The organism is Pseudomonas sp. LPB0260, from assembly GCF_013388395.1.
Genome location: NZ_CP058247.1, coordinates 1,404,945 through 1,429,595 on the forward strand (window position 1 = coordinate 1,404,945; position 24,651 = coordinate 1,429,595).

General features: G+C 67.8%; 25 protein-coding genes. 15 read left to right on the top strand and 10 right to left on the bottom strand.

Annotation, left to right across the window (positions count from 1 at the left end; translation table 11 throughout):
* The first annotated feature begins 1 nt into the window (after nucleotide 1).
* The 11 genes from glcE to LPB260_RS06135 all read left to right on the top strand — a co-directional run bounded on the left by glcE (nucleotide 2) and on the right by LPB260_RS06135 (nucleotide 10,804).
* Complete coding sequence (gene glcE / locus LPB260_RS06085) at nucleotides 2–1,060, top strand: glycolate oxidase subunit GlcE (RefSeq protein WP_208710078.1); 1,059 nt, start codon at nucleotides 2–4, stop codon at nucleotides 1,058–1,060.
* Nucleotides 1,061–1,325: 265 nt separating this feature from the next.
* On the top strand, nucleotides 1,326–2,543 hold the full coding sequence (glcF, locus tag LPB260_RS06090) for a glycolate oxidase subunit GlcF (RefSeq protein WP_208707815.1): 1,218 nt from the start codon (nucleotides 1,326–1,328) through the stop codon (nucleotides 2,541–2,543).
* Nucleotides 2,544–2,659: 116 nt separating this feature from the next.
* Nucleotides 2,660–3,061: a heme-binding protein gene (locus tag LPB260_RS06095; RefSeq protein WP_208707816.1), complete on the top strand. Its 402-nt coding sequence runs from the start codon at nucleotides 2,660–2,662 to the stop codon at nucleotides 3,059–3,061.
* Between the two features lie 86 nt (nucleotides 3,062–3,147).
* Nucleotides 3,148–5,325, top strand: a complete 2,178-nt coding sequence (locus LPB260_RS06100) for a malate synthase G (protein ID WP_208707817.1) — start codon at nucleotides 3,148–3,150, stop codon at nucleotides 5,323–5,325.
* A gap of 188 nt (nucleotides 5,326–5,513) precedes the next feature.
* On the top strand, nucleotides 5,514–7,214 hold the full coding sequence (locus tag LPB260_RS06105) for an L-lactate permease (protein ID WP_208707818.1): 1,701 nt from the start codon (nucleotides 5,514–5,516) through the stop codon (nucleotides 7,212–7,214).
* Between the two features lie 151 nt (nucleotides 7,215–7,365).
* Nucleotides 7,366–7,533: a rubredoxin gene (locus LPB260_RS06110; protein WP_208707819.1), complete on the top strand. Its 168-nt coding sequence runs from the start codon at nucleotides 7,366–7,368 to the stop codon at nucleotides 7,531–7,533.
* A 113-nt stretch (nucleotides 7,534–7,646) separates the two neighbouring features.
* Nucleotides 7,647–7,814: a rubredoxin gene (locus tag LPB260_RS06115; RefSeq protein WP_208707820.1), complete on the top strand. Its 168-nt coding sequence runs from the start codon at nucleotides 7,647–7,649 to the stop codon at nucleotides 7,812–7,814.
* A 46-nt stretch (nucleotides 7,815–7,860) separates the two neighbouring features.
* Nucleotides 7,861–9,009 carry an NAD(P)/FAD-dependent oxidoreductase gene (locus LPB260_RS06120; protein ID WP_208710081.1) on the top strand — a complete coding sequence of 383 codons (1,149 nt, stop codon included), beginning with the start codon at nucleotides 7,861–7,863 and terminating at the stop codon, nucleotides 9,007–9,009.
* Nucleotides 9,010–9,195: 186 nt separating this feature from the next.
* Nucleotides 9,196–9,468, top strand: a complete 273-nt coding sequence (locus tag LPB260_RS06125; RefSeq protein WP_208707821.1) for an HU family DNA-binding protein — start codon at nucleotides 9,196–9,198, stop codon at nucleotides 9,466–9,468.
* A 146-nt stretch (nucleotides 9,469–9,614) separates the two neighbouring features.
* Nucleotides 9,615–10,004 carry a helicase gene (locus LPB260_RS06130; protein ID WP_208707822.1) on the top strand — a complete coding sequence of 130 codons (390 nt, stop codon included), beginning with the start codon at nucleotides 9,615–9,617 and terminating at the stop codon, nucleotides 10,002–10,004.
* A gap of 65 nt (nucleotides 10,005–10,069) precedes the next feature.
* Nucleotides 10,070–10,804: a hypothetical protein gene (locus tag LPB260_RS06135; protein WP_208707823.1), complete on the top strand. Its 735-nt coding sequence runs from the start codon at nucleotides 10,070–10,072 to the stop codon at nucleotides 10,802–10,804.
* Nucleotides 10,805–10,869: 65 nt separating this feature from the next.
* Here LPB260_RS06135 and LPB260_RS06140 read toward each other — a convergent pair whose 3' ends face one another.
* The 3 genes from LPB260_RS06140 to LPB260_RS06150 all read right to left on the bottom strand — a co-directional run bounded on the left by LPB260_RS06140 (nucleotide 10,870) and on the right by LPB260_RS06150 (nucleotide 15,381).
* Entirely contained in the window at nucleotides 10,870–12,276 is a 1,407-nt protein-coding gene (locus LPB260_RS06140) for an aminoacyl-tRNA deacylase and HDOD domain-containing protein (protein ID WP_208707824.1), read from the bottom strand.
* A gap of 93 nt (nucleotides 12,277–12,369) precedes the next feature.
* Complete coding sequence (recG, locus tag LPB260_RS06145; protein WP_208707825.1) at nucleotides 12,370–14,445, bottom strand: ATP-dependent DNA helicase RecG; 2,076 nt, start codon at nucleotides 14,443–14,445, stop codon at nucleotides 12,370–12,372.
* Between the two features lie 9 nt (nucleotides 14,446–14,454).
* Nucleotides 14,455–15,381: a hydrogen peroxide-inducible genes activator gene (locus tag LPB260_RS06150; protein ID WP_208707826.1), complete on the bottom strand. Its 927-nt coding sequence runs from the start codon at nucleotides 15,379–15,381 to the stop codon at nucleotides 14,455–14,457.
* Between the two features lie 95 nt (nucleotides 15,382–15,476).
* On the opposite strand from LPB260_RS06150, the gene LPB260_RS06155 reads away from it, so the two are divergent.
* Nucleotides 15,477–16,346 carry an SDR family oxidoreductase gene (locus LPB260_RS06155; protein WP_208707827.1) on the top strand — a complete coding sequence of 290 codons (870 nt, stop codon included), beginning with the start codon at nucleotides 15,477–15,479 and terminating at the stop codon, nucleotides 16,344–16,346.
* 36 nt (nucleotides 16,347–16,382) lie between these two features.
* Here LPB260_RS06155 and LPB260_RS06160 read toward each other — a convergent pair whose 3' ends face one another.
* The 6 genes from LPB260_RS06160 to LPB260_RS06185 form a co-directional block, all read right to left on the bottom strand.
* The gene (locus tag LPB260_RS06160; RefSeq protein ID WP_208707828.1) at nucleotides 16,383–17,117 is read right to left on the bottom strand and encodes a hypothetical protein; all 735 of its coding nucleotides are present in this window, start codon (nucleotides 17,115–17,117) and stop codon (nucleotides 16,383–16,385) included.
* Nucleotides 17,118–17,171: 54 nt separating this feature from the next.
* The gene (locus LPB260_RS06165) at nucleotides 17,172–17,552 is read right to left on the bottom strand and encodes a RidA family protein (RefSeq protein WP_208707829.1); all 381 of its coding nucleotides are present in this window, start codon (nucleotides 17,550–17,552) and stop codon (nucleotides 17,172–17,174) included.
* A 141-nt stretch (nucleotides 17,553–17,693) separates the two neighbouring features.
* Nucleotides 17,694–19,802, bottom strand: a complete 2,109-nt coding sequence (gene spoT, locus LPB260_RS06170; RefSeq protein ID WP_208707830.1) for a bifunctional GTP diphosphokinase/guanosine-3',5'-bis pyrophosphate 3'-pyrophosphohydrolase — start codon at nucleotides 19,800–19,802, stop codon at nucleotides 17,694–17,696.
* A gap of 59 nt (nucleotides 19,803–19,861) precedes the next feature.
* The gene (rpoZ, locus tag LPB260_RS06175) at nucleotides 19,862–20,125 is read right to left on the bottom strand and encodes a DNA-directed RNA polymerase subunit omega (RefSeq protein WP_208707831.1); all 264 of its coding nucleotides are present in this window, start codon (nucleotides 20,123–20,125) and stop codon (nucleotides 19,862–19,864) included.
* Between the two features lie 117 nt (nucleotides 20,126–20,242).
* Nucleotides 20,243–20,863: a guanylate kinase gene (gmk, locus tag LPB260_RS06180; RefSeq protein ID WP_208707832.1), complete on the bottom strand. Its 621-nt coding sequence runs from the start codon at nucleotides 20,861–20,863 to the stop codon at nucleotides 20,243–20,245.
* Between the two features lie 66 nt (nucleotides 20,864–20,929).
* Nucleotides 20,930–21,793, bottom strand: a complete 864-nt coding sequence (locus LPB260_RS06185) for a YicC/YloC family endoribonuclease (RefSeq protein ID WP_208707833.1) — start codon at nucleotides 21,791–21,793, stop codon at nucleotides 20,930–20,932.
* 142 nt (nucleotides 21,794–21,935) lie between these two features.
* Here LPB260_RS06185 and rph point away from each other — a divergent pair, with 142 nt between their 5' ends.
* Nucleotides 21,936–22,658 carry a ribonuclease PH gene (rph, locus tag LPB260_RS06190; RefSeq protein WP_208707834.1) on the top strand — a complete coding sequence of 241 codons (723 nt, stop codon included), beginning with the start codon at nucleotides 21,936–21,938 and terminating at the stop codon, nucleotides 22,656–22,658.
* 29 nt (nucleotides 22,659–22,687) lie between these two features.
* Nucleotides 22,688–23,059: a DUF4870 domain-containing protein gene (locus tag LPB260_RS06195; protein WP_208707835.1), complete on the top strand. Its 372-nt coding sequence runs from the start codon at nucleotides 22,688–22,690 to the stop codon at nucleotides 23,057–23,059.
* A 57-nt stretch (nucleotides 23,060–23,116) separates the two neighbouring features.
* Here the strand turns inward: LPB260_RS06195 and LPB260_RS06200 are convergent, their stop codons facing one another.
* The gene (locus LPB260_RS06200; protein WP_208707836.1) at nucleotides 23,117–23,896 is read right to left on the bottom strand and encodes an exodeoxyribonuclease III; all 780 of its coding nucleotides are present in this window, start codon (nucleotides 23,894–23,896) and stop codon (nucleotides 23,117–23,119) included.
* A 93-nt stretch (nucleotides 23,897–23,989) separates the two neighbouring features.
* Between LPB260_RS06200 and pyrE the strand changes: the two genes are divergently transcribed.
* Nucleotides 23,990–24,631, top strand: coding sequence for an orotate phosphoribosyltransferase (gene pyrE / locus LPB260_RS06205; protein ID WP_208707837.1), 642 nt, complete (start codon nucleotides 23,990–23,992; stop codon nucleotides 24,629–24,631).
* Nucleotides 24,632–24,651: the final 20 nt, after the last annotated feature.

Below are 24,651 nucleotides of genomic sequence, written 5' to 3' on the forward strand. Positions count from 1 at the left end.
CATGCGTCACGACGCAGACGCCAGTGCGGCGCTGCTGGAACAAGTCAACCACGCCCTCGACAGCGGCACCGCGCTGCGCATCCAGGGGGGCAACAGCAAGGCCTTTCTCGGCCGCCAGGTGGACGCCGAGGTGCTCGACACCCGTGCCCACCGCGGCATCGTCAGCTACGACCCAACCGAGCTGGTGATCACCGCCCGCGCCGGCACACCGCTGGCCGAACTGGAAGCGGCGCTGGACGAGGCCGGGCAGATGCTCACCTGCGAGGCCCCGCATTTCACTGAGGGCGCCACGGTCGGCGGCATGGTCGCCGCCGGCCTGTCCGGCCCGCGCCGGCCCTGGTCCGGGGCGGTGCGTGACCTGGTCCTGGGCACCCGGGTGATCACCGGCCTGGGCAAGCACCTGCGCTTCGGCGGCGAGGTGATGAAGAACGTCGCCGGCTACGATCTGTCGCGCCTGATGGCCGGCAGCTTCGGCTGCCTCGGGGTTATCACCGAGGTGTCGCTCAAGGTGCTGCCCAAGCCGCGCCAGACCCTCAGCCTGCGCCTGCAGATGGACGCCGCCCAGGCCCTGCAGAAGCTCGCCGAATGGGGCCAGCAGCCGATCCCGCTGAGTGCCGCCAGCCATGACGGCCAGGCCCTGCACCTGCGCCTGGAAGGCGGCGAGGGCTCGGTGGCCGCGGCCCGCGAGCGCCTCGGCGGCGAGCTGCTGGAAAGCGACTACTGGGCCGACCTGCGCGAGCAGCGCCTGGGTTTCTTCGCCGATCCACGGCCGCTGTGGCGCCTGTCCGTGCCGAGCAACAGCGGCGTGCTGGCCCTGCCCGGCGAGCAGCTGATCGACTGGGGCGGTGCCCAGCGCTGGCTGAAGTCCGACGCCGATGCCGCGGCGATCCGGCAGATCGTCGGCGAGGTCGGTGGCCACGCCAGCTGCTTCAGCGCCGGTCACTGCGACACCCCCTTCCAGCCGCTGGCCGCGCCGTTGCTGCGCTACCACCGCCAGCTGAAAGCCCAGCTCGATCCCCAGGGGCTGTTCAACCCTGGCCGCATGTACTCCGAGGTGTAGGTCGTGCTCACAGTAAATGGCAGCCGCGCCGCCGCTCCGAAAGGCGCAAGGCTAGGCGTGAGGAGAGAAATTTGGTTACTCCAAATGAACGACGAACAACGACGAATTGCGTTTTTCGGAGCGCGGCCCGAAGGGTTGGCCCTGTGCTCGCGTCATGCGGTGTTGCAGAACTTGCCGAGGGTTCACCATCGCCTGCGTTCCGCGCCTTGCCTGGCGCGAGCACAGAGCCAACGCGAAATGCCATTTACTGCGAGCACGACCTAAGATGCAGACCAACCTGAGTGAACACGCCAAAAGTCTGCCGCGTGGCGAGGAGGCCGAGAGCATCCTGCGCAGCTGCGTGCACTGCGGCTTCTGCAACGCCACCTGCCCGACCTATCAGCTGCTCGGCGACGAGCTGGACGGGCCGCGCGGGCGTATCTACCTGATCAAGCAGGTGCTCGAGGGCAACGAGGTCACCGCCAAGACCCAGCTGCACCTGGACCGCTGCCTGACCTGCCGCAACTGCGAGACCACCTGCCCCTCCGGCGTGCAGTACCACAACCTGCTGGACATCGGCCGCGCCGTGGTCGACGCCGCCGTGCCGCGGCCGCTGGCCCAGCGTGCGCTGCGCGAGAGCCTGCGCGCGGTGGTGCCCAACGCCAGCCTGTTCAAGGGCCTGACCCAGGTCGGCCAGGTGCTGCGCCCGTTGCTGCCGGCAGCGCTCAAGGCCAAGTTGCCGCACGCCGCGCGCCCGGCCAAGCCGCGTCCCGAGCCGCGTCACGCCCGTCGTGTGCTGATGCTCGAAGGCTGCGTGCAGCCGGGCCTGTCGCCCAACACCAACGCCGCCACGGCGCGGGTGCTCGATCGCCTCGGCATCAGCGTCACGCCGATCTTCGAGGCCGGCTGCTGCGGTGCGGTGGACTACCACCTCAACGCCCAGGACGCCGGCCTGCAGCGCGCCCGGCGCAACATCGACGCCTGGTGGCCGGCCATCGAGGCCGGCGCCGAGGCCATCGTACAGACCGCCAGCGGCTGCGGCGCCTTCGTCAAGGAATACGGCCACCTGCTGGCCCAGGACCCGGCCTATGCCGACAAGGCCAAGCGCGTCGGCGCCCTGGCCAAGGACCTGGTCGAGGTGCTCGGCGCCGAACCCCTGGAGCAACTGGGCGTGCGCGCCGACAGGCGCCTGGCCTTCCATTGCCCCTGCACCCTGCAGCATGCGCAGAAGCTCGGCGGCGCGGTCGAAGGCGTGCTCGGCCGCCTCGGCTTCAGCCTCACCGCGGTGGCGGACGGCCACCTGTGCTGCGGCTCGGCCGGGACCTACTCGCTGACCCAGCCGGAGCTGTCCAGGCAGCTGCGCGACAACAAGCTCGATGCCCTGGAGAGCGGCAAGCCGGAGGTGATCGTCACCGCCAACATCGGCTGCCAGACCCACCTCGATGGCGCCGGCCGTACCCCCGTGCGGCACTGGATCGAACTGGTCGAAGAGGCCATGAGCTAACAACCACGGCCGCGTTGCCGTAGCCCGGATGCAATCCGGGGCGGCCACAAGCTCCCGGATTGCATCCGGGCCACGAATTCACGCACTACGCGACAAACAATCACGAGGAACTACAGATGCAAAGCAAAGCCGTACTGGGTCAAGCCGAGGTCGCCCGCATTCTTGCTGCCGCCCGCGCCGAAGCGCAGCAGAACAGTTGGGCCGTGGCCATCGCCGTGGTCGACGACGGCGGTCATCCGCTGGCCCTCGAGCGCCTCGACGGCTGCGCGCCGATCGGCGCCTACATCGCCACCGAGAAGGCCCGCAGCGCGGCCATCGGCCGGCGCGAGACCAAGGGCTACGAGGACATGGTCAACGGCGGTCGCAGCGCCTTCCTCTCCGCCCCGCTGGTGACCTCTCTGGAAGGCGGCGTGCCGGTGCTGGTCGACGGCCAGGTGGTCGGCGCGGTGGGTGTGTCCGGGGTCAAGGCCGAGCAGGACGCGCAAGTGGCCAAGGCCGGCATCGCCGCCCTGGGCTGATTCGAATAGCGACGCGGCCCCCAGGGGGCCGCTGCCGGCGCCGGGCGCCGGGCGCCGCACAAGCAACGATTTCTGGAGAGTGGAAAATGACCGATCGCGTGAACTGCCAGCGCCTGCAAGTGGCCGCCAACCTGCAACGTTTCGTCGACGAGGAAGTGCTGCCGGGCAGCGGCATCGAGCGCGAGGCGTTCTGGGCCGGCTTCGACGCCCTGGTGCATGACCTGGCGCCGCAGAACCGCGCGCTGCTGGCCGAGCGCGACGCGCTGCAGGCCCAGCTGGACGCCTGGCACCGCGAGAACCCGGGCCCGGTGAGCGACATGCCGGCCTACCGTGCCTTCCTCGAGTCCATCGGCTACCTGCTGGCCCAGCCGGACAGCGTGCAGGCCACGACCGCCAACGTCGACAGCGAGATCGCCAGCCAGGCCGGCCCGCAGCTGGTGGTGCCGGTGATGAACGCACGCTACGCGCTGAATGCCGCCAACGCCCGCTGGGGCTCGCTGTACGACGCCCTGTACGGCACCGACGCCATCTCCGAAGCAGGCGGCGCCGAGAAAGGCCCGGGCTACAACCAGACCCGCGGCGCCAAGGTCATCGCCTTCGCCCGCGCCTTCCTCGACCAGGCCGCCCCGCTGGCCAGCGGCTCCCACGCCGACTCGGTCAGCTACCGGGTGGTCGACGGCCAGCTCCAGGTGACCCTGGAAGACGGCACCCAGACCGGCCTGGCCCAGGCCGACAAGTTCGTCGGCTTCCAGGGCGAGGCCAGCGCACCGAAGGCCGTGCTGCTGAAGAACAACGGCCTGCACGTGGAAATCCAGATCGACCCGAACAGCCAGATCGGCGCCACCGACGCCGCCGGGGTCAAGGACCTGCTGGTCGAGTCCGCGCTATCGACCATCCTCGACTGCGAGGACTCGGTGGCCGCGGTCGACGCCGACGACAAGCTGCTGGTCTACCGCAACTGGCTCGGCCTGATGAAGGGCGACCTGAGCGAGGAGTTGGAGAAGGGTGGCAAGCGCATCGTCCGCCGCCTCAACCCGGACCGCCAGTACACCGCCGCCGCCGGCGGCGAGCTGACGCTGCACGGCCGCTCGCTGCTGTTCGTGCGCAACGTCGGCCACCTGATGAGCAACCCGGCGATCCTCGACGGCGAGGGCAACGAGATCCCCGAGGGCATCCTCGACGGCGTGATGACCAGCCTGATCGCCCTGCATGACCTGCAGCGCCGCGGCAACTCGCGCACCGGCAGCGTCTACATCGTCAAGCCGAAGATGCACGGCCCGGCCGAAGTGGCCTTCGCCGACCAGCTGTTCGGCCGCATCGAGGACCTGCTCAAGCTGCCGCGCCACACCCTGAAGATGGGCATCATGGACGAGGAGCGGCGCACCAGCGTCAACCTCAAGGCCTGCATCGCCGCCGCCGGCGCGCGTGTGGCCTTCATCAACACCGGCTTCCTCGACCGCACCGGCGACGAGATGCACAGCGCCATGGAAGCCGGCGCCATGCTGCGCAAGGGCGACATGAAGAGCAGCGCCTGGATCCAGGCCTACGAGCGCAACAACGTGCTGGTCGGCCTGAGCTGCGGCCTGCGCGGCCGCGCGCAGATCGGCAAGGGCATGTGGGCCATGCCGGACCTGATGGCCGCCATGCTCGAGCAGAAGATCGGCCACCCCAAGGCCGGGGCCAACACCGCCTGGGTGCCGTCGCCAACCGCCGCCACCCTGCATGCCCTGCACTACCACCAGGTGGACGTGCAGGCGGTGCAGCGCGAGCTGGAGGCCATCGACCTCAACAGCCAGCGTGACGAACTGCTCAACGGCCTGCTCAGCGTGCCGGTGGCCGCCGAGCGCAACTGGAGCGCCAGCGAGATCCAGGAAGAGCTGGACAACAACTGCCAGGGCATCTTCGGCTACGTGGTGCGCTGGGTCGAACAGGGCGTCGGCTGCTCCAAGGTGCCGGACATCCACAACGTCGGCCTGATGGAAGACCGCGCCACCCTGCGCATCTCCAGCCAGCACATCGCCAACTGGCTGCACCACGGCGTGGTCAGCGCGGAGCAGGTGCGCGAGACCCTCGAGCGCATGGCCAAGGTGGTCGACCAGCAGAACGCCGGCGATGCCAACTACCGGCCGATGGCGGCGGACTTCGCCCAGTCGGCGGCCTTCCAGGCGGCCAGCGACCTGGTGTTCAGGGGCCGCGAGCAGCCCAGCGGCTACACCGAGCCGCTGCTGCACGCCTGGCGTCTGCGCTTCAAGCAGCAGGGCTGATTCAGGTCAAACGATAGACAGCCGCGGGCGTCGCCGACGTTCGGGCTGGCGAGCATGGACGCCCGCCCGGGGGGACCCGGAGCGGGCGGCCGAAGGTCGGCCCGGGCCAACTGCCCGGGCCGCCCAGATGCGTGGCACCGGGTCACCCCGGTAACTGTGGTTCACAAAAACAACTAGGAACCAAACCCATGAGTCAAACACTGCTGTCGATCCTGGCCTTCGTGCCGCTGGTACTGGCGGGTGTGCTGCTGATCGGCTTCCGCTGGCCAGCCAAGTACGCCATGCCGGTGGTCTTCCTGCTCACCGCGCTCATCGGCCTGACGGCCTGGGACATGTCCTTCAACCGGGTTCTGGCCTCCAGCCTGCAGGGCCTGATCCTCACCGCGTCGATCCTCTGGATCATCTTCGGCGCGATCCTGCTGCTCAACACCCTCAAGCATTCCGGCGGCATCGCCGCCATCCGCCGCGGCTTCGCCACCATCACCCCCGACCGCCGGGTCCAGGCGCTGATCATCGCCTGGCTGTTCGGCTGCTTCATCGAGGGCGCCTCGGGCTTCGGTACGCCGGCCGCAGTGGCCGCGCCGCTGCTGGTGGCCCTGGGCTTCCCGGCGCTGGCCGCGGTGGTGCTGGGCATGATGGTGCAGTCCACGCCGGTGTCCTTCGGTGCAGTCGGCACGCCGATCCTGGTCGGTGTCGCCGGTGGTCTGGATCAGGCCGGCATGAGCGCCCAGCTGACCGCCCTGAACAGCAGCTGGGAGGTGTTCTTCCACCTGATCTTCTCCCGGGTGGCGATCACCCACGGCCTGATCGGCATCCTCATGCCGCTGATCATGCTGTCGATCATGACCCGCTTCTTCGGCAAGAATCAGTCCTGGAAGGAAGGCCTGGAAATGGCCCCGTTCGCCATCTTCACCGGCCTGTGCTTCGTCCTGCCCTACATGGCCGCCGGCGTGTTCCTCGGCCCCGAGTTCCCCTCGATGATCGGCGCCATGGTCGGCCTGGCCATCGTCATTCCGGCGGCCAAGGCCGGTTTCCTGCTGCCCAAGCAGGCCTGGGACTTCGCCGACGCCAAAGACTGGCCGGCCGAGTGGATGGGCAAGATCGAGATGAAGCTCGAAGACATCGTCGGCAAGGCGCCGATCTCCGTGCGCATGGCCTGGGCCCCGTACGTGCTGCTGGCGCTGTTCCTGGTGGCCTCGCGGGTGTTCCCGGAGCTGAAGGCCGCGCTGATGAGCGTCAGCTTCGGCTGGACCGATATCCTCGGTGAGACCGGCGTCTCCGGTGCCATCCAGCCGTTGTACCTGCCGGGCGGCATCCTCTGCGCCGTGGTGCTGGTCACCTGCCTGCTGCATCGCATGCGCCTGTCCGAACTGGGCGCGGCGGTCCACGAGTCGAGCCGCACCCTGCTGGGCGCCGGCTTCGTGCTGATCTTCACCATCCCGATGGTGCGTATCCTGATCAACTCAGGGGTCAACGCCTCCGACCTGATGTCCATGCCGGTGGCCATGGCCCAGCTGGTGGCCGACAGCGTGGGCGGCATCTACCCGTTCTTCGCGCCGGCGGTCGGCGCCCTGGGGGCCTTCATCGCCGGTTCCAACACCGTGTCGAACCTGATGCTGTCGCAGTTCCAGTTCAACGCGGCGGGCCTGCTCGGGGTTTCCGGCGCGATGATGGTGGCCGCTCAATCGGTTGGCGCGGCGGCGGGCAACATGATCGCCATCCACAACGTGGTGGCGGCCTCGGCCACCGTCGGCCTGCTCGGTCGCGAGGGCATCACCCTGCGCAAGACCATGCTGCCGACCCTCTACTACCTCGTGGCGGCCGGTGGCCTGACCATGATCGCCATGTACGGCATGGGCATCAGCGATCCGCTGCTGCAGGCGCGCTAAGCGCCGGCGTGGCTGCCCGCCGCCTGGCGCGCAGCCACCGACCTGGTCTGCCCAAGCCGCCGGATGACATTCGTCGCCCGGCGACTTGGCGCATCTGCGCAATTGCGGTAGCGTGCCCCGCGCAACACTGTGAGACTCGCCAGAGGTAGCAATGAAGAAGTGGCAATGTGTGGTCTGTGGGTTGATCTACGACGAGAGCCAGGGCTGGCCCGATGAAGGCATCGCCGCCGGGACGCCCTGGCAGGACGTGCCGGAAGACTGGCTGTGTCCGGACTGCGGTGTCGGCAAGATGGATTTCGAGATGATCGAGATCGCCTGAGCCCGAGAATTTCCCACGGCGGCCCTGGCCGCCGTTTTTATGCGTGGGCCGTGCTTGGCCGGGGGCCGGCAATTGCAGTAGGGTCTGTTGAAATGACCCCGCAAGGAGGCCCCATGAGCAAGTGGCAATGCGTTGTTTGCGGCTTCATCTACGACGAAGCCGAAGGCCTGCCGGACGAGGACATCCCGCCCGGTACTCGCTGGGAGGATGTTCCCGCCGACTGGCTTTGCCCGGATTGCGGGGCGAGCAAGGCCGATTTCGAGATGATCGAGGTTGGCTGAGCGAGCCGCTCGGCCAACGCGCCCCAGCACAACAGAGGAAGGGATGATGAGTGCACCCGTGGTGATCGTCGGCACCGGATTGGCCGGCTACAACCTCGCCCGCGAGTTCCGCAAGCTCGACAGCAGCACGCCGCTGCTGCTGATCAGCGCCGACGATGGCCGTTCCTACTCCAAGCCGATGCTCTCCACCGGGTTCGGCAAGCACAAGGACGCCGACGGCCTGAGCATGGCCGAACCCGGCGCCATGGCCGAGCAGCTGAACGCCGAGATCCGCACTCATACCCGCATCAGCGGCATCGATCCTGGCCACCAGCGCCTGTGGATCGGCGAGGAGGCCGTGGCCTATCGCGACCTGGTGCTGGCCTGGGGCGCCGAGGTGATCCGCGTGCCGGTGGCCGGCGATGCCGAGGATGCGATCTTCTCGATCAACGACCTGGAGGACTACGCGCGCTTTCGCGCCGCGGCGGCCGGCAAGCGTCGGGTGCTGCTGCTCGGCGCCGGGCTGATCGGCTGCGAGTTCGCCAACGACCTCAGCGTCGGCGGCTACCAGGTCGAGCTGGTCGCCCCCTGCGAACAGGTGATGCCGGGGCTGCTGCATCCGGCCGCCGCCGCCGCGGTGCAGGCCGGCCTGGAAAGCCTGGGGGCGCGCTTCTACCTCGGCCCGGTGCTGAGCAGCGTCCAGCACCAGGGCGATGGCTTGCTGGCGCAGCTGTCCGACGGCAGCGAGATCGCCTGCGACCTGGTGGTCTCCGCCGTCGGCCTGCGCCCGCGCATCGAGCTGGCCGCCGCCGCCGGCCTGGCCGTCAACCGCGGGGTGGTGGTCGATCGCCAGCTGCGCACCTCCCACGCCAATATCTACGCCCTGGGCGATTGCGCCGAGGTCGACGGCCTCAACCTGCTCTACGTGATGCCCCTGATGAGCTGCGCCCGCGCCCTGGCCCAGACCCTTGCCGGCAAGCCGACCCAGGTCAGCTACGGCCCCATGCCGGTCACGGTGAAGACCCCGGTGTGCCCGCTGGTGGTCTCGCCGCCGCCGCGCGGCCGCCAGGGCGAGTGGACGGTGGAAGGCAGCGGCAGCGACATCAAGGCCCTGTGCCGCGATGCCGAGGGCAACCTGCTGGGCTACGCGCTGACCGGCGCCGCCGTGCAGGAGAAGCTGGCGCTGAACAAGCAGCTGCCGCCGCTGCTGGCCTGAGCGCCTCCCGATCTGGCGGATTTGCCCTGGCCTGGCTCGCTTTAACCGTCGAGTGACACTGGCGCAGGGCCAGATCACATGCCATCCTCCCTGGGTCTGCCGCAGCGTAGAGCCGTTGCGGCGCCTTGGCCGCTGTTCTGGAAGAACAGCACGGACACAACAACAATAACCGTCTAAGAGGCAACTATGCGTAAACCGGAACTCGCCGCCGCCATCGCCGAAAAGGCCGATCTCACCAAGGATCAGGCCAGTCGTGTACTCAACGCCGTGCTCGAAGAAATCACCGGTGCACTGAACCGCAAGGACAGTGTGACCCTGGTCGGTTTCGGTACCTTCGTCCAGCGTCATCGAGGTGCCCGCACCGGCAAAAACCCGCAGACCGGCCAGCCGGTCACGATCAAGGCCAGCAACACCGTCGCCTTCAAACCGGGCAAGTCCCTGAAAGACGCGGTCAACTGAGCCTGGCCCGCCCGGAGCCTCCCGGCTCCGGGCTCGCCCGAGCAATACCCGCTGCGCCGCCACGACCATGCTTTGGTTTGGCTGTCAGCCCCGCCACACACCGCTACAATGCGCCGCCATTTACGACACCCGCCGAGGCCGTGCGCATGAAGTTCCGTTTTCTCCTGTGGATGCTGGGCCGCCTGATGGCCAAGGCCAGCCGCGAAAATCCCGCCTTCCAGCAACAACTCGCCGACCGCGACATGGTGTTCCAGCTGCACACCCTGGACGGCAAGATCGCCCGCCATTTCGTCGTCAAGAACCAGCGCGTCAGCAGCAAGCGCGGCGCGGCCACCCAGCCGGCCTTTGCCCTGGGCTTTCGCGATGGTGCCTACGGCTTCGCCACGTTCAACGCGAAGAACAAGCAGCTGGCGTTCATGCAGGGCATCCAGAACAAGGATATCCAGATCCAGGGCGACCCGGCGCTGGTGCTGTGGTTCCAGGGCCTGACCAAGTACCTGGCGCCGAAGAAGCGCGTCGAGAAGAAAGCCGCCTGAACACGCCACTGGCTGGCGCCCGGCACATTCGCTAGGCTGGGCGCTGCCACAGTGGAAGCCCCCTCATGCGTTTGATCATTGCTGCCTTGCTGCTGTCCGTCGGCATGGCCCACGCCGCGCCGCCCAAGGCCGACGATTTCGCCCCCGTGCTCGAACTGGCCGGGCTGCGCCTGCTATGCGAGCAGAGCGCGCCGCTGGTGCAGCGCGGCATGAATCCGGCGCAGCAGGCCCAGTTGGGCCGGGCTTTCGCCGCCGATGGCTTGTGCCGCGATCTGGCCGAGCAGCTGGCCGGTAAGTTCGATCGGGACCAGCTCGAGCAGGCCCGGCAATTGCTCGACAGCCCCCTGGCCCGGCGTTTCACCGCGGCCGAGCGTGCGGTGGGCGAGGGGGACGGCACGGCGCTGGCCGATTATCGCGAGCAACTGGCCGCGCGCCCGCCGCGCCAGGACAGATTGGCCCTGGTACGACGTCTCGACGCGGCCGCACGCACCACCGCACTGGCCACCGTGCTGCGCTACGAGGCCGGCAAGACCCAGGCCTTGCTGGCGCTCAAGGCGCGCGGCGAGACCCTCGACGAGCAGGCCCTGAGCAGCCAGACCCAGGTCCAGGTCGCGGCGTTGAAAACCTCCAGCGCCGCCGCGGTGGAATCCTTCATGCTCTATGCCTACCGGCAGATTCCCAGCGAGCAGCTGGCCGACTATGCCGCGCTGTACGAGCACCCGGCGGTCAGCCATCTGCTGGAAAGCAGCGTGCAGGTGCTGCCGCAGCTGTTCGCCGCGCGTCGCGCCGCGTTCAGGTAAACACTCCAACGAAACGACAAAGGGGCCCGAGGGCCCCTTGGTCATTGGCGACGACGCATCCCGCGCTAGTGCAGCGGGTGGAACTGCGCCGCCAGCTCGCGCAGCGCCACCTCGGCGGCCAGCACCTTGTCCACCGCCTCCTCGGCCTTGTCCCGGCTCAGGCCGAGGGCGTCGAGCAGTTGCTGTGGAATCTCGCCCTGTGGGCCGGCGCCGATGCCGCGGTTGCGTAGCAGCCTGACGGCCAGGCACACCAGGTTCGGGTAGGCGGCGTGAGGGCCGGCGTAGTCCGGGTCGTGCTGGAAGCGCAGGGCGCTGGCCAGCTCTTCCGGCATGTCCCAGTAGCGCATCAGCCAGGCGCCGATCTGCTCGCGCGTGATGCCCAGCAGGTGCTGCTCGATATAGCCGGGCGACAGGTGCGGATTGACCTCCAGATGGCGGCAGATCAGCGAAAAATGCGGCGGGAAGACGTGGGCCAGCACCAGGTAGCCAAAATTGTGCAGCAGCCCGGCGAGGTAGGTCAGCCCGGCTTCCGGGCGCTGTGCCCGGGGCATGGCGCGGGTCAGCCCTTCGATCACCGCGGCGCTGTAGATCGCCTGCTGCCAGTAGGGCGTGGCCTGCTGCGGCTGGTCCTTGGGCAGGCTCAGGGTCTTGCCCAGGGCCAGGCCGAGGGCCAGGTTGATCACCAGGTCGAAGCCCAGCACGCGGACGATGGCGTCCTCCACCGAGCGGATCTTGCCGGGCGCGGCGTAATAGGGCGAGGCGGCCCAGCTGACCACCTGGGCGGCCAGCGCCGGGTCGGTCTCCACTACCCCGGTGATGTCGTCCACCGTGGCGTCCGGATCGACCCGCAGCTTGATGATGCGCTGGGCGGTCTGCGGCAGCGGCGGGATCTCGATGGTCTCCTCCAGGCGCTGCTGGATGCGCCGGGCGGTGAAGGCCTGGACCGCCTGGCTGATCTCCTCGCGGTCGTCGTCCGGGCGGTCGAGGTTCGGCCGGATATTGCTCAGCGGCTCGCCGAAGCGTGCCGCGCTGGCCTTGCTCAGCAGGCCCTTGAAGGCCTCGCTGGCGATCTCCAGCAGCACCCCGGGCTGGCCTGATGCCAGGTACAGCGTGGGCTCCTGCAGCAGGCGCTCATCGTACAGGCAGGGCGAGCTGGTCAGTGGCGGCAGGCCCGGCAGCTCGCGCAGCTCGTGCTTGGCGAGCATGCGCTCGAGGCGCTCGGGTTTGACCGCGGCGAGCTGGCGTCCGGTCAGCTCGGCCAGGCGACTGAGGTCGAGCAGCTGGCTATGCGGGTAGAGCACCAGCAGGGCGCCCACCGCGTCGTCGAGCAGCACCGCCTGCACGCGCTGGGCGGCGGGCAGCTGCGGGGTCTCGCTGCACACCCGGTAGGCGAGCGCGAGCTTGTCGAGCAGCTGCACGATCACCTGGGGCGCATGCACTGCGGAGTCGGGGGCGAGGGCGGCTTCAGTCATGAGGGCATCCGACGTGGAGGGAGCGGGTGCTCCGAAGTATAACCAGCGGGCCGGCGGACGCACGACGAGGCGACGGCAGTCCCGCGCCTGGCATCACACCTGCCCATATTGTTGACCATGGCGCAGCCAGCGCTGCAGCAGCGGACTGACGTGCTGCGGCCAGTGCGCCAGCAGGGCCTGGGCGGCATCGCGCACCGCCGGCAGCAGGTCGGCGTCGCGCATCAGGTCGGCGACCTTGAACTGCAGCAGGCCGGTCTGGCGGGTGCCGAGCATCTCGCCGGGGCCGCGCAGCTCCAGGTCCTTCTCGGCGATGAGGAAACCGTCGCTGGTCTCGCGCATGATGCCCAGGCGCTCGCGGCCCAGCTGCGACAGCGGCGGGTGGTAGAGCAGCACGCAGTGGCTCGCCGCGCTGCCGCGGCCGACCCGCCCGCGCAGCTGGTGCAGCTGGGCCAGGCCGAGGCGCTCGGGGTTCTCGATGATCATCAGGCTGGCGTTGGGCACGTCGACGCCGACCTCGATCACCGTGGTGGCGACCAGCAACTGCAATTGGCCCAGCTTGAACTGCTCCATCACCGCGGCCTTCTCCGCTGGCTTCATGCGCCCGTGGATCAGGCCGACGTGCAGGCCGCCGAGGGCGGCGGCGAGGTCGGCGAAGGTGGTTTCGGCGGCCTGGCAGGTCAGCTCCTCGGATTCCTCGATCAGGGTACAGACCCAGTATGCCTGGCGCCCCTCGTTGCAGGCCGAGCGCACCCGTTCGATCACTTCCAGGCGGCGACTGTCGGCGATCACCAGGGTGTTGACCGGGGTGCGGCCCGGCGGCAGCTCGTCGAGGATCGAGGTGTCCAGGTCGGCGTAGGCGCTCATCGCCAGGGTGCGCGGAATCGGCGTGGCGGTCATGATCAGCTGGTGCGGACAGAGGCGGCCGCCGACGCCTTTCTGGCGCAGGGCCAGGCGCTGCTGCACGCCGAAGCGGTGCTGCTCGTCGATGATCACCAGGGCCAGGTTGCGAAACTGCACCTCGTCCTGGAACAGGGCATGGGTGCCGACCACCATCGGCACGCCGTCGGCTATCTGCGCAAGCGCGCTGGCGCGGGCCTTGCCCTTGAGCTTGCCGGCCAGCCAGGCGACCTCGAGGCCGAGCGGCTGCAGCCAGCGGCTGAAGTTGAGGAAGTGCTGCTCGGCGAGGATCTCGGTCGGCGCCATCAGGGCCACCTGGTAGCCGGCCTCCAGGGCCTGCAGGGCGGCGAGGGCGGCGACCACCGTCTTGCCGGCGCCGACGTCGCCCTGCACCAGGCGCAGCATAGGCTCGTCCTGGCTCAGGTCGTAGGCGATCTCGGCGCCGACTCGGCGCTGCGCGCCGGTGGGCGGGAAGCCCAGGTTGCTGAGGAACTGCGGCGGCAGGCGCTTGGCCGGCGGCAGCGGCGGCGCCTGCTGGGCGCGCACCTGTTCACGCAGACGCTGCAGCGACAGCTGGTGGGTCAGCAGCTCCTCGAAGGCCAGGCGGTGCTGGGCCCAGTGGCGGCCTTCGGCGAGCTCCTCGAGGTCGGCGTCCGGCGGTGGTCGATGCAGGTAGCGGATCGCCTCATCCAGCGGGCCGAGGCGGTAGTCGCGGGCCAGCTCCTCGGGCAGCCAGTCGGGCAGGCTACGCGGGCCGAGGCGGGCCAGGGCCTGCTCGCTCAAGGCTCGCAGGCGCTGCTGGGTCAGGCCTTCGGTGCTGGGGTAGATCGGCGTCAGGCACTGCTCCACCGGCGGCGCGTCGGCGCCACTGAGCGCGCGGTACTCCGGGTGGTAGATCTCCAGGCCTGAGGAGCCGGGGCGCACTTCGCCATAACAGCGCAGCTGGGTTCCGCGCTTGAGGCCGTCCTTCTGCGCCTGGCTGAAGTGGTAGAAGCGCAGGCTGAGGGTGCCGCTGCCGTCCTGCAGGCGCACCAGCAGGCTGCGCCGCCGGCCCATGACCACGTCGGCGCCGACCACCTGGCCTTCGACCACGGCGTCCTGGCCGGGCCGCAGGGCGCCGATCGGCACGATGCGGGTGCGGTCCTGGTAGCGCAGCGGCAGGTGGAACAGCAAATCCTGCAGGTTCTCCAGGCCGACCTTGGCGAGCTTCTCGGCCAGGGCGGCGCCGACGCCTTTCAGCGCGGTGACGGAGATGCTGGCCAGTTCGCTCATGGGCCGGACTTAAGCGGGCTGGGCCTGGGGCTTGGCCACCGAGCACAGGCGGATCGAGTCGCCCAGCACCTCGATGGCGTTGGGCCGCGGGAAGCTGGCGCGCCAGGCGATGGCCACGGTGCGGAACGGCGCTGGCGCGCTCAGCGGGCGCACCTCGATCACCCCGGGAGCGTAGTGGTGGCTGTCCACCGCGGAGAACGGCAGGATCGATACGCCGAGGCCGGAGGCGACCATGTGGCGGATGGTTTCCAGCGAGCTGGATTCCACCGTGGTGTGCTTGGCGTGCTCCTCGCCGCCCTTGCGCAGGGTCGGACAGGCCTCCAGCACCTGATCGCGGAAGCAATGGCCCTCGCCCAGCAGCAGCAGGCTCTTGTCGTTGAGCAGCTTGCTGTCGATGCTCTGCATGGCGGCCCAGGGGTGGCCGGCCGGCATCAAGGCATAGAAGGGTTCGTCGTACAGCGGCTTGGTCAGCACGTCGGCTTCCTGGAACGGCAGGGCGATGATGATGGCGTCCAGCTCGCCGGTGCGCAGCTTGTCGCGCAGCACATGGGTGAAGTTTTCCTCGATATACAGAGGCATCTGCGGGGCGACGCGGTGCAGCTGGGGAATCAGGTGGGGGAACAGGTAGGGACCGACGGTGTAGATGGCGCCGATCTTCAGCGGCGCGGTCAGCTGGTTCTTGCCGGCCTGGGCCAGCTCACGGATGCCCTGGGCCTGCTCCAGCACCTTCTGTGCCTGGGTGACGATGCCTTCGCCAACCGGGGTCAGGCGTACCGCGCTCTTGCTGCGCTCGAAGATCAGCACGCCGAGCTCGTCCTCGAGCTTCTTGACCCCCACCGACAGGGTCGGCTGGCTGACGTGGCAACGCTCGGCGGCGCGCCCGAAGTGCTGTTCCTGGGCGAGGGTGACGATGTAGCGCAGTTCGGTGAGGGTCATAGTGAATATCCATTGAATTGCGCCTAAGCATAGCCTTTGCATTGCGACGAACCAACCGCGCTACACTGGCTCACGGCGAAATTGTGGAGGTGCGGATGGCGAGTTCTACCAGGGTGCTGATAGCCGGCTGCGGGGATGTCGGCTCCCGCCTCGGCGTGCGCCTGGCCGAGGGCGGTTGGGAGGTCCATGGCCTGCGCCGCTCGGTGGCGTGCCTGCCCGCCGCGATCCGGCCGGTCGCCGCTGACCTGCAGGCAGACGGCTGTCCGCCGGGCTGGCCCACAGGCGAGCTGGACTACCTGGTGTATTGCGCGGCGGCCAACCAGCGCGACGAGGCGGGCTACCGGGCGATCTATGTCGAGGGGCTGCGCCGGGTGCTGGACTGGTTGGCGCAGCACGGGCAGCGGCCCAAGCGCCTGCTGTTCGTCTCCAGCAGTGGGGTCTATGGCCAGCAGCAGGGCGAATGGGTCGATGAAGATTCCCCGGCGCAGGCCGCGGGGTTCTCCGGCCAGGTGATGCGCGAGGCCGAGCAGCTGGCCCTGCACAGCGGCATCGCCGCCACCCGGGTGCGCCTGGCCGGGCTCTACGGACCGGGCCGCCAGTGGTTGCTCAGCCAGGTGCGCCAGGGCTACCGGGTGGCCAGCGAGCCGCCGCTGTATGCCAACCGTATCCACGTCGAGGATGCCGCCGGCCTGCTGGCGTTCCTGCTGCAGGCCGATGCCCGCGGCGTGGCGTTGGCCGATTGCTACCTCGGCGTCGACGACGAGCCGGCGCCGCTGCATGAGGTGGTGGCCTGGCTGCGCGAACAGCTGGGCGTCAGCCACTGGGCGCCCGAGGCGACGGTGCGCCGCGCCGGCAGCAAGCGCTGCAGCAACGCCCGCGCCCGCGCCCTGGGCTGGGCGCCGAGTTACCCGAGCTACCGGGAAGGCTATGGGGCGATCCTGGCGGATGCCTCGTTCAGCGCCTAGGGCGGTCAGTCGCGCGGCGCTTGCTCCTGCGAGTGCCTATTGGCGCTCCAGCTGCCAGCGTTGCGGCCCCTTGCGGTATTCCGGCATGTCGTCGAGCTGCGCCTGGTTGACGGCATCGAAGATGCTCAAGCGCTCGCCGTCGCGCTCGAACAGCCAGGTCTGGCCCTGCTCGCCGAGCTGCAGCCACAGGCTGTCGAATTCGCCGCTCATGGCCGCGCAGTCGCCGGCCAGGCACAGCGCGTAGCGCTCGGCGCCGGGCAGGCCCTCGACCCGGCCGTCGGCATGGAACAGCACCAGGCCGCCTTCGCCCAGGCCCTGGCGAATGGTCCAGGTGCCACCCAGGTAAGCGCCGTACAGCGCCTGCTCGAAGCGGCTGCCGGGCGGGGCGTAGCTGTTGTCGGCGCTCGGGGCGCGGACGAAGCGCTGCTCGGGCCAGGTGCCGCTGGCCGCCTGCACCAGTTCGGCATCATCGAGGCTGAGGTATTCGTGGTAGTCGCCGTAGAAGTCGACCCGCAGGCGCTGCTCGGTTTCGCTCACCAGCTGGCCTTCGTCGTGCTCGTAGCCATTGCTGAAGCTGGCGCGCCGGCGTTGCGGTTCGATCCGCCACTCCAGGTTCGGCCCGTAGGCGAGCAGGGCCTCGCGCAGATGGCCGCCGTGGCGCGCGGCATCGATTGCCGCCTGATTGATCCAGATGCCGCCGGGGTCGCCGGGCTGGCTGGCGCAGCCGGCGAGTAGCCAGATGAACAGCGGCGAAATGAGGAGCGGGCGCATCGGTGACTCCTTGCACGCAGGAGAAAGGCGGGGCGTCGTGCCCCGCCGGCGGACTTATTCGAGTACCAAGATAGCGTCCATTTCCACTTGCGAGCCGCGCGGCAGCGCAGCGACGCCGATGGCGGCGCGAGCCGGGTATGGCTGCTGGAAGTAGCGACCCATGATCTCGTTGACGGTGGCGAAGTGGGCCAGGTCGGTGAGGAAGATGTTCAGCTTGACGATGTCCTTGAACGAACCGCCAGCAGCCTCGGCCACTGCCTTGAGGTTCTCGAACACCTGGACGGTCTGCGCCTCGAAGCCTTCGACCAGTTCCATGGTCTTGGGGTCCAGCGGAATCTGCCCGGACATGTAGACGGTGTTGCCGGCCTTGATCGCCTGGGAATAGGTGCCGATGGCGGCAGGGGCCTTGTCGCTGGTGATGACGCTCTTGCTCATGGGAACTCCTGAAACGGTTGCTTGAATGGGGCGCTGCGTCGCGCCGGGTGCGCGCCGCGCAGCCGCGGGCGACTAGGGTCGGCGAAAGCCGGGGGCGCTGTCAAAGTACAGCTGCGAGGAAAATGACTTGTCAGTCGGGCGTCAGGCGCGCACGCGGGTGATGCGGATGACCCCGGGGAGGGCGCGCAGCTTCTTGATCACCCGGGCCAGGTGTACGCGGTCATGTACGCTGACCACCAGCTGGACCACGCTGATGCGGCCGTCGCGCTCGTCCATGCTGATCTTCTCGATGTTGCCGTCGGCGGCATTGACGCTGCCGGCCAGCAGGGCGATCAGGCCGCGCTGATGCTCCAGCTCGACGCGCAGCTCGACGTTGAACTCGCCGGTGACGTCCTTGGCCCAGGACAGCTGGATGCACTTCTCCGGGTTGTGGCGGATCTCGCCGATATTGCGGCAGCTCTCCAGGTGCACCACCATGCCCTTGCCCGCCGACAGGTAGCCGACGATGGGGTCGCCGGGGATCGGCGTGCAGCATTTGGCGTAGCTCAGCACCAGGCCTTCGGTGCCGCGAATCGCCAGCGGGCCTTCGGCGTTCGGCAGTTCGTCGCCGCCCTCGGCCAGCAGGCGCCGCGCCACCACATAGGCCATGCGATTGCCCAGGCCGATGTCTTCCAGCAGGTCCTCGATCAGCTCCAGGCGGTACTCGCCGAGTACCGTCTTGACGCGCTCGCCCGGAATCTTCTCCAGGTGGCTGTCGAAGCTGGCCAGCACTTTGTTCAGCAGGCGTTCGCCGAGGCTGATCGACTCGGAGCGGCGCTGCAGCTTGAGGGCGTGACGGATGTGGGTGCGCGCCTTGCCGGTGACCACGAAGTTGAGCCAGGCCGGGTTAGGACGCGCGCCAGGCGCGCTGACGATCTCCACGGTCGAGCCGCTCTGCAGCGGCTCGGACAGCGGCGCCAGGCGGCGGTTGATGCGGCAGGCGATGCAGGTGTTGCCGACGTCGGTGTGCACCGCATAGGCGAAGTCCACCGCGGTGGAGCCCTTCGGCAGCTCCATGATACGGCCCTTGGGCGTGAACACGTAGACCTCGTCCGGGAATAGGTCGATCTTCACGCTCTCGATGAATTCCAGCGAGTTGCCGGCGCGTTGCTGCATCTCCAGCACGCCCTTGACCCACTGCCGCGCGCGGGCGTGGGTGCCCTTGGGCTGGTCGTCGCCCTCGGACTTGTACAGCCAGTGGGCGGCGATGCCGTTGTTGGCCATCTCCTCCATCTCGCGGGTACGGATCTGGATCTCGATGGGCACCCCGTGCATGCCGAACAGGGTGGTGTGCAGCGACTGGTAGCCGTTGGCCTTGGGGATCGCGATGTAGTCCTTGAAGCGTCCGGGCAGGGGCTTGTACAGGTTGTGCACGGCGCCGAGCACGCGGTAGCAGGTGTCGACCTTGTCGACCACGATGCGGAAGGCGTAGACGTCCATGATCTCGTTGAACGCTCGGCGCTTGCCGCGCATCTTCTGGTAGATGCTGTAGAGGTGCTTCTCGCGGCCGACCACTTCGCCTTCCAGGCCGTCGCGGGCCAGGCAGTGGACCAGCGACTCCTCGATCTTGTTGACGATTTCCTTGCGGTTGCCGCGGGCCCGGCGCACGGCGGCGCGGATGCGCTCGGAGCGCATCGGGTGCATGGCCTTGAAACCCAGGTCCTCGAACTCCACGCGCAGGCTGTGCATGCCCAGGCGGTTGGCGATCGGGGCGTAGATTTCCAGGGTTTCCTTGGCGATGCGTCGGCGTTTCTCGCCGGACAGCACTTCCAGAGTGCGCATGTTGTGCAGGCGGTCGGCCAGCTTGACCAGGATCACGCGGATGTCGCGGGCCATGGCCATGGCCATCTTCTGGAAGTTCTCGGCCTGGGCCTCGGCCTTGGTCTCGAAGTTCATCTGGGTCAGCTTGCTGACCCCGTCGACCAGTTCGGCCACGGTTTCGCCGAACTGCGCATTGAGCGCTTCCTTGGCGATGCCGGTGTCTTCGATCACGTCATGCAGCATCGCCGCCATCAGGCTCTGATGGTCCATGTGCATGTCGGCGAGAATCCCCGCCACGGCGAGCGGGTGGGTGACGTAGGCTTCGCCGCTACGGCGGCGCTGGCCGTCGTGGGCTTGTTCGGCGTAGAAATAGGCGCGGCGGACCAGGTTGACCTGGTCGCCGTCGAGATAGGTCGAAAGGCGATCGGCGAGGGCGTCTATGTTCGCCATGGGTGTTCCCCCTGGCGAGCCTTGTGAGTCCGCGTCGTGCCGCTTCGACCAGGCATGGCTTACAGAGGCTCGTTGGCCTCTTCCTCGAAGGCGGCGAACAGCGGCTCTTCTTCGACGATCTCGTCCTGGGCAATGACGTCATAGTCGACCAGGCCAGCGGCGATTTCGCGCAGGGCGACCACGGTCGGCTTGTCGTTTTCCCAGGCCACTTTCGGCTCTTTGCCGCCGGTGGCGAGCTGGCGCGAACGCTTGGTGGCGAGCATGACCAGCTCGAAGCGGTTATCAACGTTGTCCAGGCAATCTTCGACGGTTACGCGGGCCATGGTGTTCCTCGTAGCAAATGCAAATAAAGAGCTGGGCCCGAATGGGCGAGCGGACTGAATAGTCTAAAAAATCACCAGCATTAAGGGAAGCACTGTTTTCTGCGCGGCCGCCCGGACTCAGGCCAGCAGCTCGCCGAGCAGGCCGCTGTGACGCTGCTGTTGTACCCCCTGCAGCAGCTGGTTGGCGCGGAAGATGGACTTCAGGTCGCTAAGGGCGTGGGCGAAGTCGTCGTTGATCACCAGGTAGTCGTACTCGACGTAGTGACTCATCTCGCTGACCGCCTCACGCATGCGCCGCTCGATGATCTCGCCGCTGTCCTGGCCGCGGTTGGTCAGGCGGTGGCGCAGGGCCTCCTGGGTCGGCGGCAGGATGAAGATCGACTTGGACTGCGGCATCAGCCTGCGCACCTGTTGGGCGCCCTGCCAGTCGATCTCGAGGATCAGGTCGTAGCCTTCGGCGAGGGTCTGCTCGACCCAGTGCTGGGAGGTGCCGTAGAGGTTGCCGAATACCTCGGCATGCTCGAGAAAGGCATTCTGGTCGAGCATGCCGTGGAACTGTTCGTGACTGACGAAGTGATAGTTCACCCCGTCCACCTCGCCGGGGCGCATGGCGCGGGTGGTGTGCGAGACCGAGACGCGAATCATCGCCTCGCTGTCGATCAGTGCCTTGACCAGGCTGGTCTTGCCGGCGCCGGAGGGCGCGGAAATGATGTAGAGGGTGCCGGTGGTGAGGCTCATGGCTGGGTCCTGGAAAAAGCGTGGGTCGTAGGGTGGCGGCGTGCTCGGCCGGGCTTCGGGGCGCGGCTACTCGATGTTCTGTACCTGTTCGCGCATCTGCTCGATCAGCACTTTGAGGTTGACCGCCGCCTGGGTGCTGCGTGGGTCGAAGGCCTTGGAGCCCAGGGTGTTGGCCTCGCGGTTGAGTTCCTGCATGAGGAAGTCCAGGCGCCGGCCGGCCGCTCCGCCGGCCTTGAGCACGCGGCGCACTTCGCTGACGTGGGTGCTGAGGCGGTCGAGTTCCTCGGCGACATCGCTTTTCTGCGCGAGTATCACCAGTTCCTGCTCCAGGCGCTGGGGATCGAGGTCGGCCTGCATCTCGCGGCAACGCTCGAGGATCTTCTGCCGCTGCGCGTCGAGCATCTGCGGCACCAGTTCGCGCAGGGCCGCCACTTCCTCGAGGATGCCGTCGAGGCGTTCGCCGAGCAGCTTGGCCAGTTCTGCGCCTTCGCGCGAGCGGCCGCTCTTGAGCTCGCCCAGGGCCTGGTTGAACAGCGCCAGCGCGGCCTTGTTGAGCGCCTGTGGGTCGGCGGCATCGGCCACCAGCACGCCCGGCCAGCCGAGCACTTCCAGGGGGTTGAGCGGTGCCGGCTGCTGGATCAGGCTGGCGACGCTTTCCGCTGCGGCGACCAGCTGCGCGGCGCGTTCACGGTCGACCTGCAGCGGCTTGCCGGCGCTGTCCTCGGCGAAGCGCAGGGTGCATTCGACCTTGCCCCGCGATAGCCCCTGGCGCAGCGCCTCGCGCACGGCGCCCTCGAGGTCACGGAAGGCCTCCGGCAGGCGCAGGTGCGGTTCCAGGTAGCGATGGTTGACCGAGCGCAGCTCCCAGCTCAGGGTGCCGTTTGGCCCGGCCTGCTCGGCGCGGGCGAAGGCCGTCATGCTGTGGATCATGGGGGCGAACCTCGCGGAATGTCGGGACGAAAGGCGCAGGATTGTAGCGCAGTGCGTCGGTCCCTCCCAATTGGTCATGTCGTCGCCGGGCCATGGCCCCTATAATGCTCGGCAGATTTAACTCCAGAGCAGGTATTCCTTGATGAAACGTCCCAGTGGCCGCGCGGCCGACCAGTTGCGCTCGATCCGCATCACCCGCAACTACACCAAGCACGCCGAGGGTTCGGTGCTGGTGGAGTTCGGTGATACCAAGGTGATCTGCACGGTCAGCGTCGAGTCGGGAGTGCCGCGCTTTCTCAAGGGCAAGGGCCAGGGCTGGCTGACCGCCGAGTACGGCATGCTGCCGCGGGCCACCGGCGAGCGTAACCTGCGCGAGGCCAGCCGCGGTAAGCAGGGCGGGCGCACCCTGGAGATCCAGCGGCTGATCGGCCGTTCGCTGCGCGCGGCGCTGGATATGTCCAAGCTCGGCGAGAACACCCTGTACATCGATTGCGACGTGGTCCAGGCCGATGGTGGTACCCGCACTGCGTCGATCACCGGGGCCATGGTCGCCCTGGTCGATGCGCTGAAGGTGATCAAGAAGCGCGGCGGTCTGAAGGCTGGCGACCCGCTCAAGCAGATGATCGCCGCGGTGTCGGTGGGCATGTACCAGGGCGAGCCGGTGCTCGATCTGGACTATCTGGAGGACGCCGCCGCCGAGACCGACCTGAATGTGGTGATGACCAGCGCCGGCGGCTTCATCGAGGTGCAGGGTACCGCCGAAGGCGCGCCGTTCCAGTCCGAGGAGCTGAACGCCATGTTGGCGCTGGCGCAGAAAGGCATGGCCGAACTGTTCGAACTGCAGCGGGCGGCGCTGGCCGACTGAGGCCTTTTACCGATCGAGGGAGGGTGACGATGGACGAGCATGCACAGGCGCCGGTGCCGACCCCGAACCAGGAAGCGCGGCAATGGGCGATGTTCTGTCACTTCGCCGCCTTTCTCGGCTTCGTCTTCCCCTTCGGCAATTTGATCGGCCCGCTGATCGTCTGGCAGATCAAGAAGGATCTTGACCCCTTCGTCGACGCCCAGGGCAAGGAGGCGTTGAACTTTCAGATCAGCGTGGCGATTGCCTTCATGCTCAGCGTGCTGCTGATGCTGGTGGTGGTCGGTTTCCTGCTGGCCGGCCTGGTCTCCATCGGCGCCATCGTGCTGACCATCATCGCCGGGATCAAGGTCAACGAGGGGCAGGCCTACCGCTACCCCTTCAACTGGCGGTTGATCAAGTAGGCGCGCTGCAAGGCACAAAAAAGCCGGCAACCGCCGGCTTTTTTGTGGGTGCTCATCCTACAGGCTGAGAATCCAGTCGTAATCGACGATCAGCGGCGCGTGCTGCGAGAAGCGCGGTTGGCGCGGCAGACGCGCGGTGCGCACGCTGCGGCGCATGCCCGGGGTCAGCAGCTGGTAGTCGAAGCGATAGCCCAGATTGAGCATCTCGGCCTGCTCGCTGTCCGGCCACCAGCTGAACTGGTCGCCTTCGCGACTGACTTCGCGCAAGGCGTCGACATAACCCATGCTGCCGATCACCTCATCCAGCCAGGCACGCTCGGGTGTCAGGAAGCCCGGTGACTGCTGGCAGTCGCGCCAGTTCTTCACGTCCAGCTTCTGGTGTGCCACGTAGAGCGAGCCGCAATAGATGTACTCGCGGCGCTTGCGCCGTTGCTTGTCCAGATAATGGGTGAAGTCGTCCATGAACTTGAACTTCTGGTTCAAGCCCTCGTCCCCGTTCTGCCCGGATGGCAGCAGCAGGGTGGCGATACTCACCTTGTCGAAATCGGCCTGCAGGTAGCGCCCGTAGCGATCGGCCATCTCAAAGCCGAGTCCACTGATTACCGCCTTGGGTTGCAACCGCGAATAGAGTGCCACGCCACCTTGGCTTGGCACTTCAGCATCGCAGGCATAGAGGAAATAGCCATCCAGTTGGAAGGCTTGGTCGTCCAGCTCAAAGGCGGAGGCGCGGGTGTCCTGCAGGCAGATGACGTCGGCATTCTGTGCTTGCAGCCAACTGAGCAAACCGCGCTCGACTGCAGCATGAATACCATTCACGTTCACACTGATGATCCGCATAAATGGCCCCCAAAAACACGTGCGTGTATGATACCCGAGCTCGACTTCAATTAGCTAAATTCCTAGCCAAATCCGTGCCGTCCGGGACTTTCCATGCAAGCGTACCAGCGCGAATTCATTCGTTTTGCCATCGAGCGCGGGGTGCTGCGCTTCGGTGAGTTCACCCTCAAGTCCGGGCGCACCAGCCCTTATTTCTTCAACGCCGGGCTGTTCGACAGCGGTCTGGCGCTGGCCCAGCTCGGGCGGTTCTATGCGGCGGCGGTGGTCGATAGCGGGATTCCCTTCGACGTGCTGTTCGGTCCGGCGTACAAGGGTATCCCCCTGGCGGCGACCACTGCGGTGGCCCTGGCCGAGCACCATCAACGCGATCTGCCCTGGTGTTTCAATCGCAAGGAAGCCAAGGACCATGGCGAGGGCGGCACCCTGGTCGGTGCGCCGCTGGCCGGCAAGGTGCTGATCATCGACGATGTGATCACCGCCGGCACCGCCATCCGCGAGGTGATGCAGATCATTCGCGCCCAGGGCGCCGAGGCCGCCGGGGTGCTGATCGCGCTGAACCGCCAGGAGCGCGGCCAGGGCCAGTTGTCGGCGATCCAGGAGGTCGAGCGCGACTTCGGCATGCCGGTAGTGAGTATCGTGTCACTGCAACAGGTGCTTGAATATCTGGCAGGCGATGCGCAACTCAAGCAGTATCTACCGGCAGTTGAGGCGTATCGCGCCGAATATGGAATCTAACCTGCGCACATAGGGTGTTG

What these genes read in the sequence shown, in the direction of transcription:
- LPB260_RS06195 (WP_208707835.1), top strand. Translation starts at nt 22,688, where the DNA reads ATGGACGAGCATGCACAGGCGCCGGTGCCGACCCCGAACCAGGAAGCG.
- glcF (WP_208707815.1), top strand. Translation starts at nt 1,326, where the DNA reads ATGCAGACCAACCTGAGTGAACACGCCAAAAGTCTGCCGCGTGGCGAG.
- rph (WP_208707834.1), top strand. Translation starts at nt 21,936, where the DNA reads ATGAAACGTCCCAGTGGCCGCGCGGCCGACCAGTTGCGCTCGATCCGC.
- LPB260_RS06165 (WP_208707829.1), bottom strand. Translation starts at nt 17,552, where the DNA reads ATGAGCAAGAGCGTCATCACCAGCGACAAGGCCCCTGCCGCCATCGGC.
- LPB260_RS06130 (WP_208707822.1), top strand. Translation starts at nt 9,615, where the DNA reads ATGAAGTTCCGTTTTCTCCTGTGGATGCTGGGCCGCCTGATGGCCAAG.
- rpoZ (WP_208707831.1), bottom strand. Translation starts at nt 20,125, where the DNA reads ATGGCCCGCGTAACCGTCGAAGATTGCCTGGACAACGTTGATAACCGC.
- LPB260_RS06125 (WP_208707821.1), top strand. Translation starts at nt 9,196, where the DNA reads ATGCGTAAACCGGAACTCGCCGCCGCCATCGCCGAAAAGGCCGATCTC.
- LPB260_RS06110 (WP_208707819.1), top strand. Translation starts at nt 7,366, where the DNA reads ATGAAGAAGTGGCAATGTGTGGTCTGTGGGTTGATCTACGACGAGAGC.
- LPB260_RS06200 (WP_208707836.1), bottom strand. Translation starts at nt 23,896, where the DNA reads ATGCGGATCATCAGTGTGAACGTGAATGGTATTCATGCTGCAGTCGAG.
- LPB260_RS06160 (WP_208707828.1), bottom strand. Translation starts at nt 17,117, where the DNA reads ATGCGCCCGCTCCTCATTTCGCCGCTGTTCATCTGGCTACTCGCCGGC.
- LPB260_RS06140 (WP_208707824.1), bottom strand. Translation starts at nt 12,276, where the DNA reads ATGACTGAAGCCGCCCTCGCCCCCGACTCCGCAGTGCATGCGCCCCAG.
- spoT (WP_208707830.1), bottom strand. Translation starts at nt 19,802, where the DNA reads ATGGCGAACATAGACGCCCTCGCCGATCGCCTTTCGACCTATCTCGAC.
- LPB260_RS06150 (WP_208707826.1), bottom strand. Translation starts at nt 15,381, where the DNA reads ATGACCCTCACCGAACTGCGCTACATCGTCACCCTCGCCCAGGAACAG.
- LPB260_RS06185 (WP_208707833.1), bottom strand. Translation starts at nt 21,793, where the DNA reads ATGATCCACAGCATGACGGCCTTCGCCCGCGCCGAGCAGGCCGGGCCA.
- LPB260_RS06100 (WP_208707817.1), top strand. Translation starts at nt 3,148, where the DNA reads ATGACCGATCGCGTGAACTGCCAGCGCCTGCAAGTGGCCGCCAACCTG.
- LPB260_RS06105 (WP_208707818.1), top strand. Translation starts at nt 5,514, where the DNA reads ATGAGTCAAACACTGCTGTCGATCCTGGCCTTCGTGCCGCTGGTACTG.
- glcE (WP_208710078.1), top strand. Translation starts at nt 2, where the DNA reads ATGCGTCACGACGCAGACGCCAGTGCGGCGCTGCTGGAACAAGTCAAC.
- LPB260_RS06095 (WP_208707816.1), top strand. Translation starts at nt 2,660, where the DNA reads ATGCAAAGCAAAGCCGTACTGGGTCAAGCCGAGGTCGCCCGCATTCTT.
- pyrE (WP_208707837.1), top strand. Translation starts at nt 23,990, where the DNA reads ATGCAAGCGTACCAGCGCGAATTCATTCGTTTTGCCATCGAGCGCGGG.
- LPB260_RS06120 (WP_208710081.1), top strand. Translation starts at nt 7,861, where the DNA reads ATGAGTGCACCCGTGGTGATCGTCGGCACCGGATTGGCCGGCTACAAC.
- gmk (WP_208707832.1), bottom strand. Translation starts at nt 20,863, where the DNA reads ATGAGCCTCACCACCGGCACCCTCTACATCATTTCCGCGCCCTCCGGC.
- recG (WP_208707825.1), bottom strand. Translation starts at nt 14,445, where the DNA reads ATGAGCGAACTGGCCAGCATCTCCGTCACCGCGCTGAAAGGCGTCGGC.
- LPB260_RS06135 (WP_208707823.1), top strand. Translation starts at nt 10,070, where the DNA reads ATGCGTTTGATCATTGCTGCCTTGCTGCTGTCCGTCGGCATGGCCCAC.
- LPB260_RS06155 (WP_208707827.1), top strand. Translation starts at nt 15,477, where the DNA reads ATGGCGAGTTCTACCAGGGTGCTGATAGCCGGCTGCGGGGATGTCGGC.
- LPB260_RS06115 (WP_208707820.1), top strand. Translation starts at nt 7,647, where the DNA reads ATGAGCAAGTGGCAATGCGTTGTTTGCGGCTTCATCTACGACGAAGCC.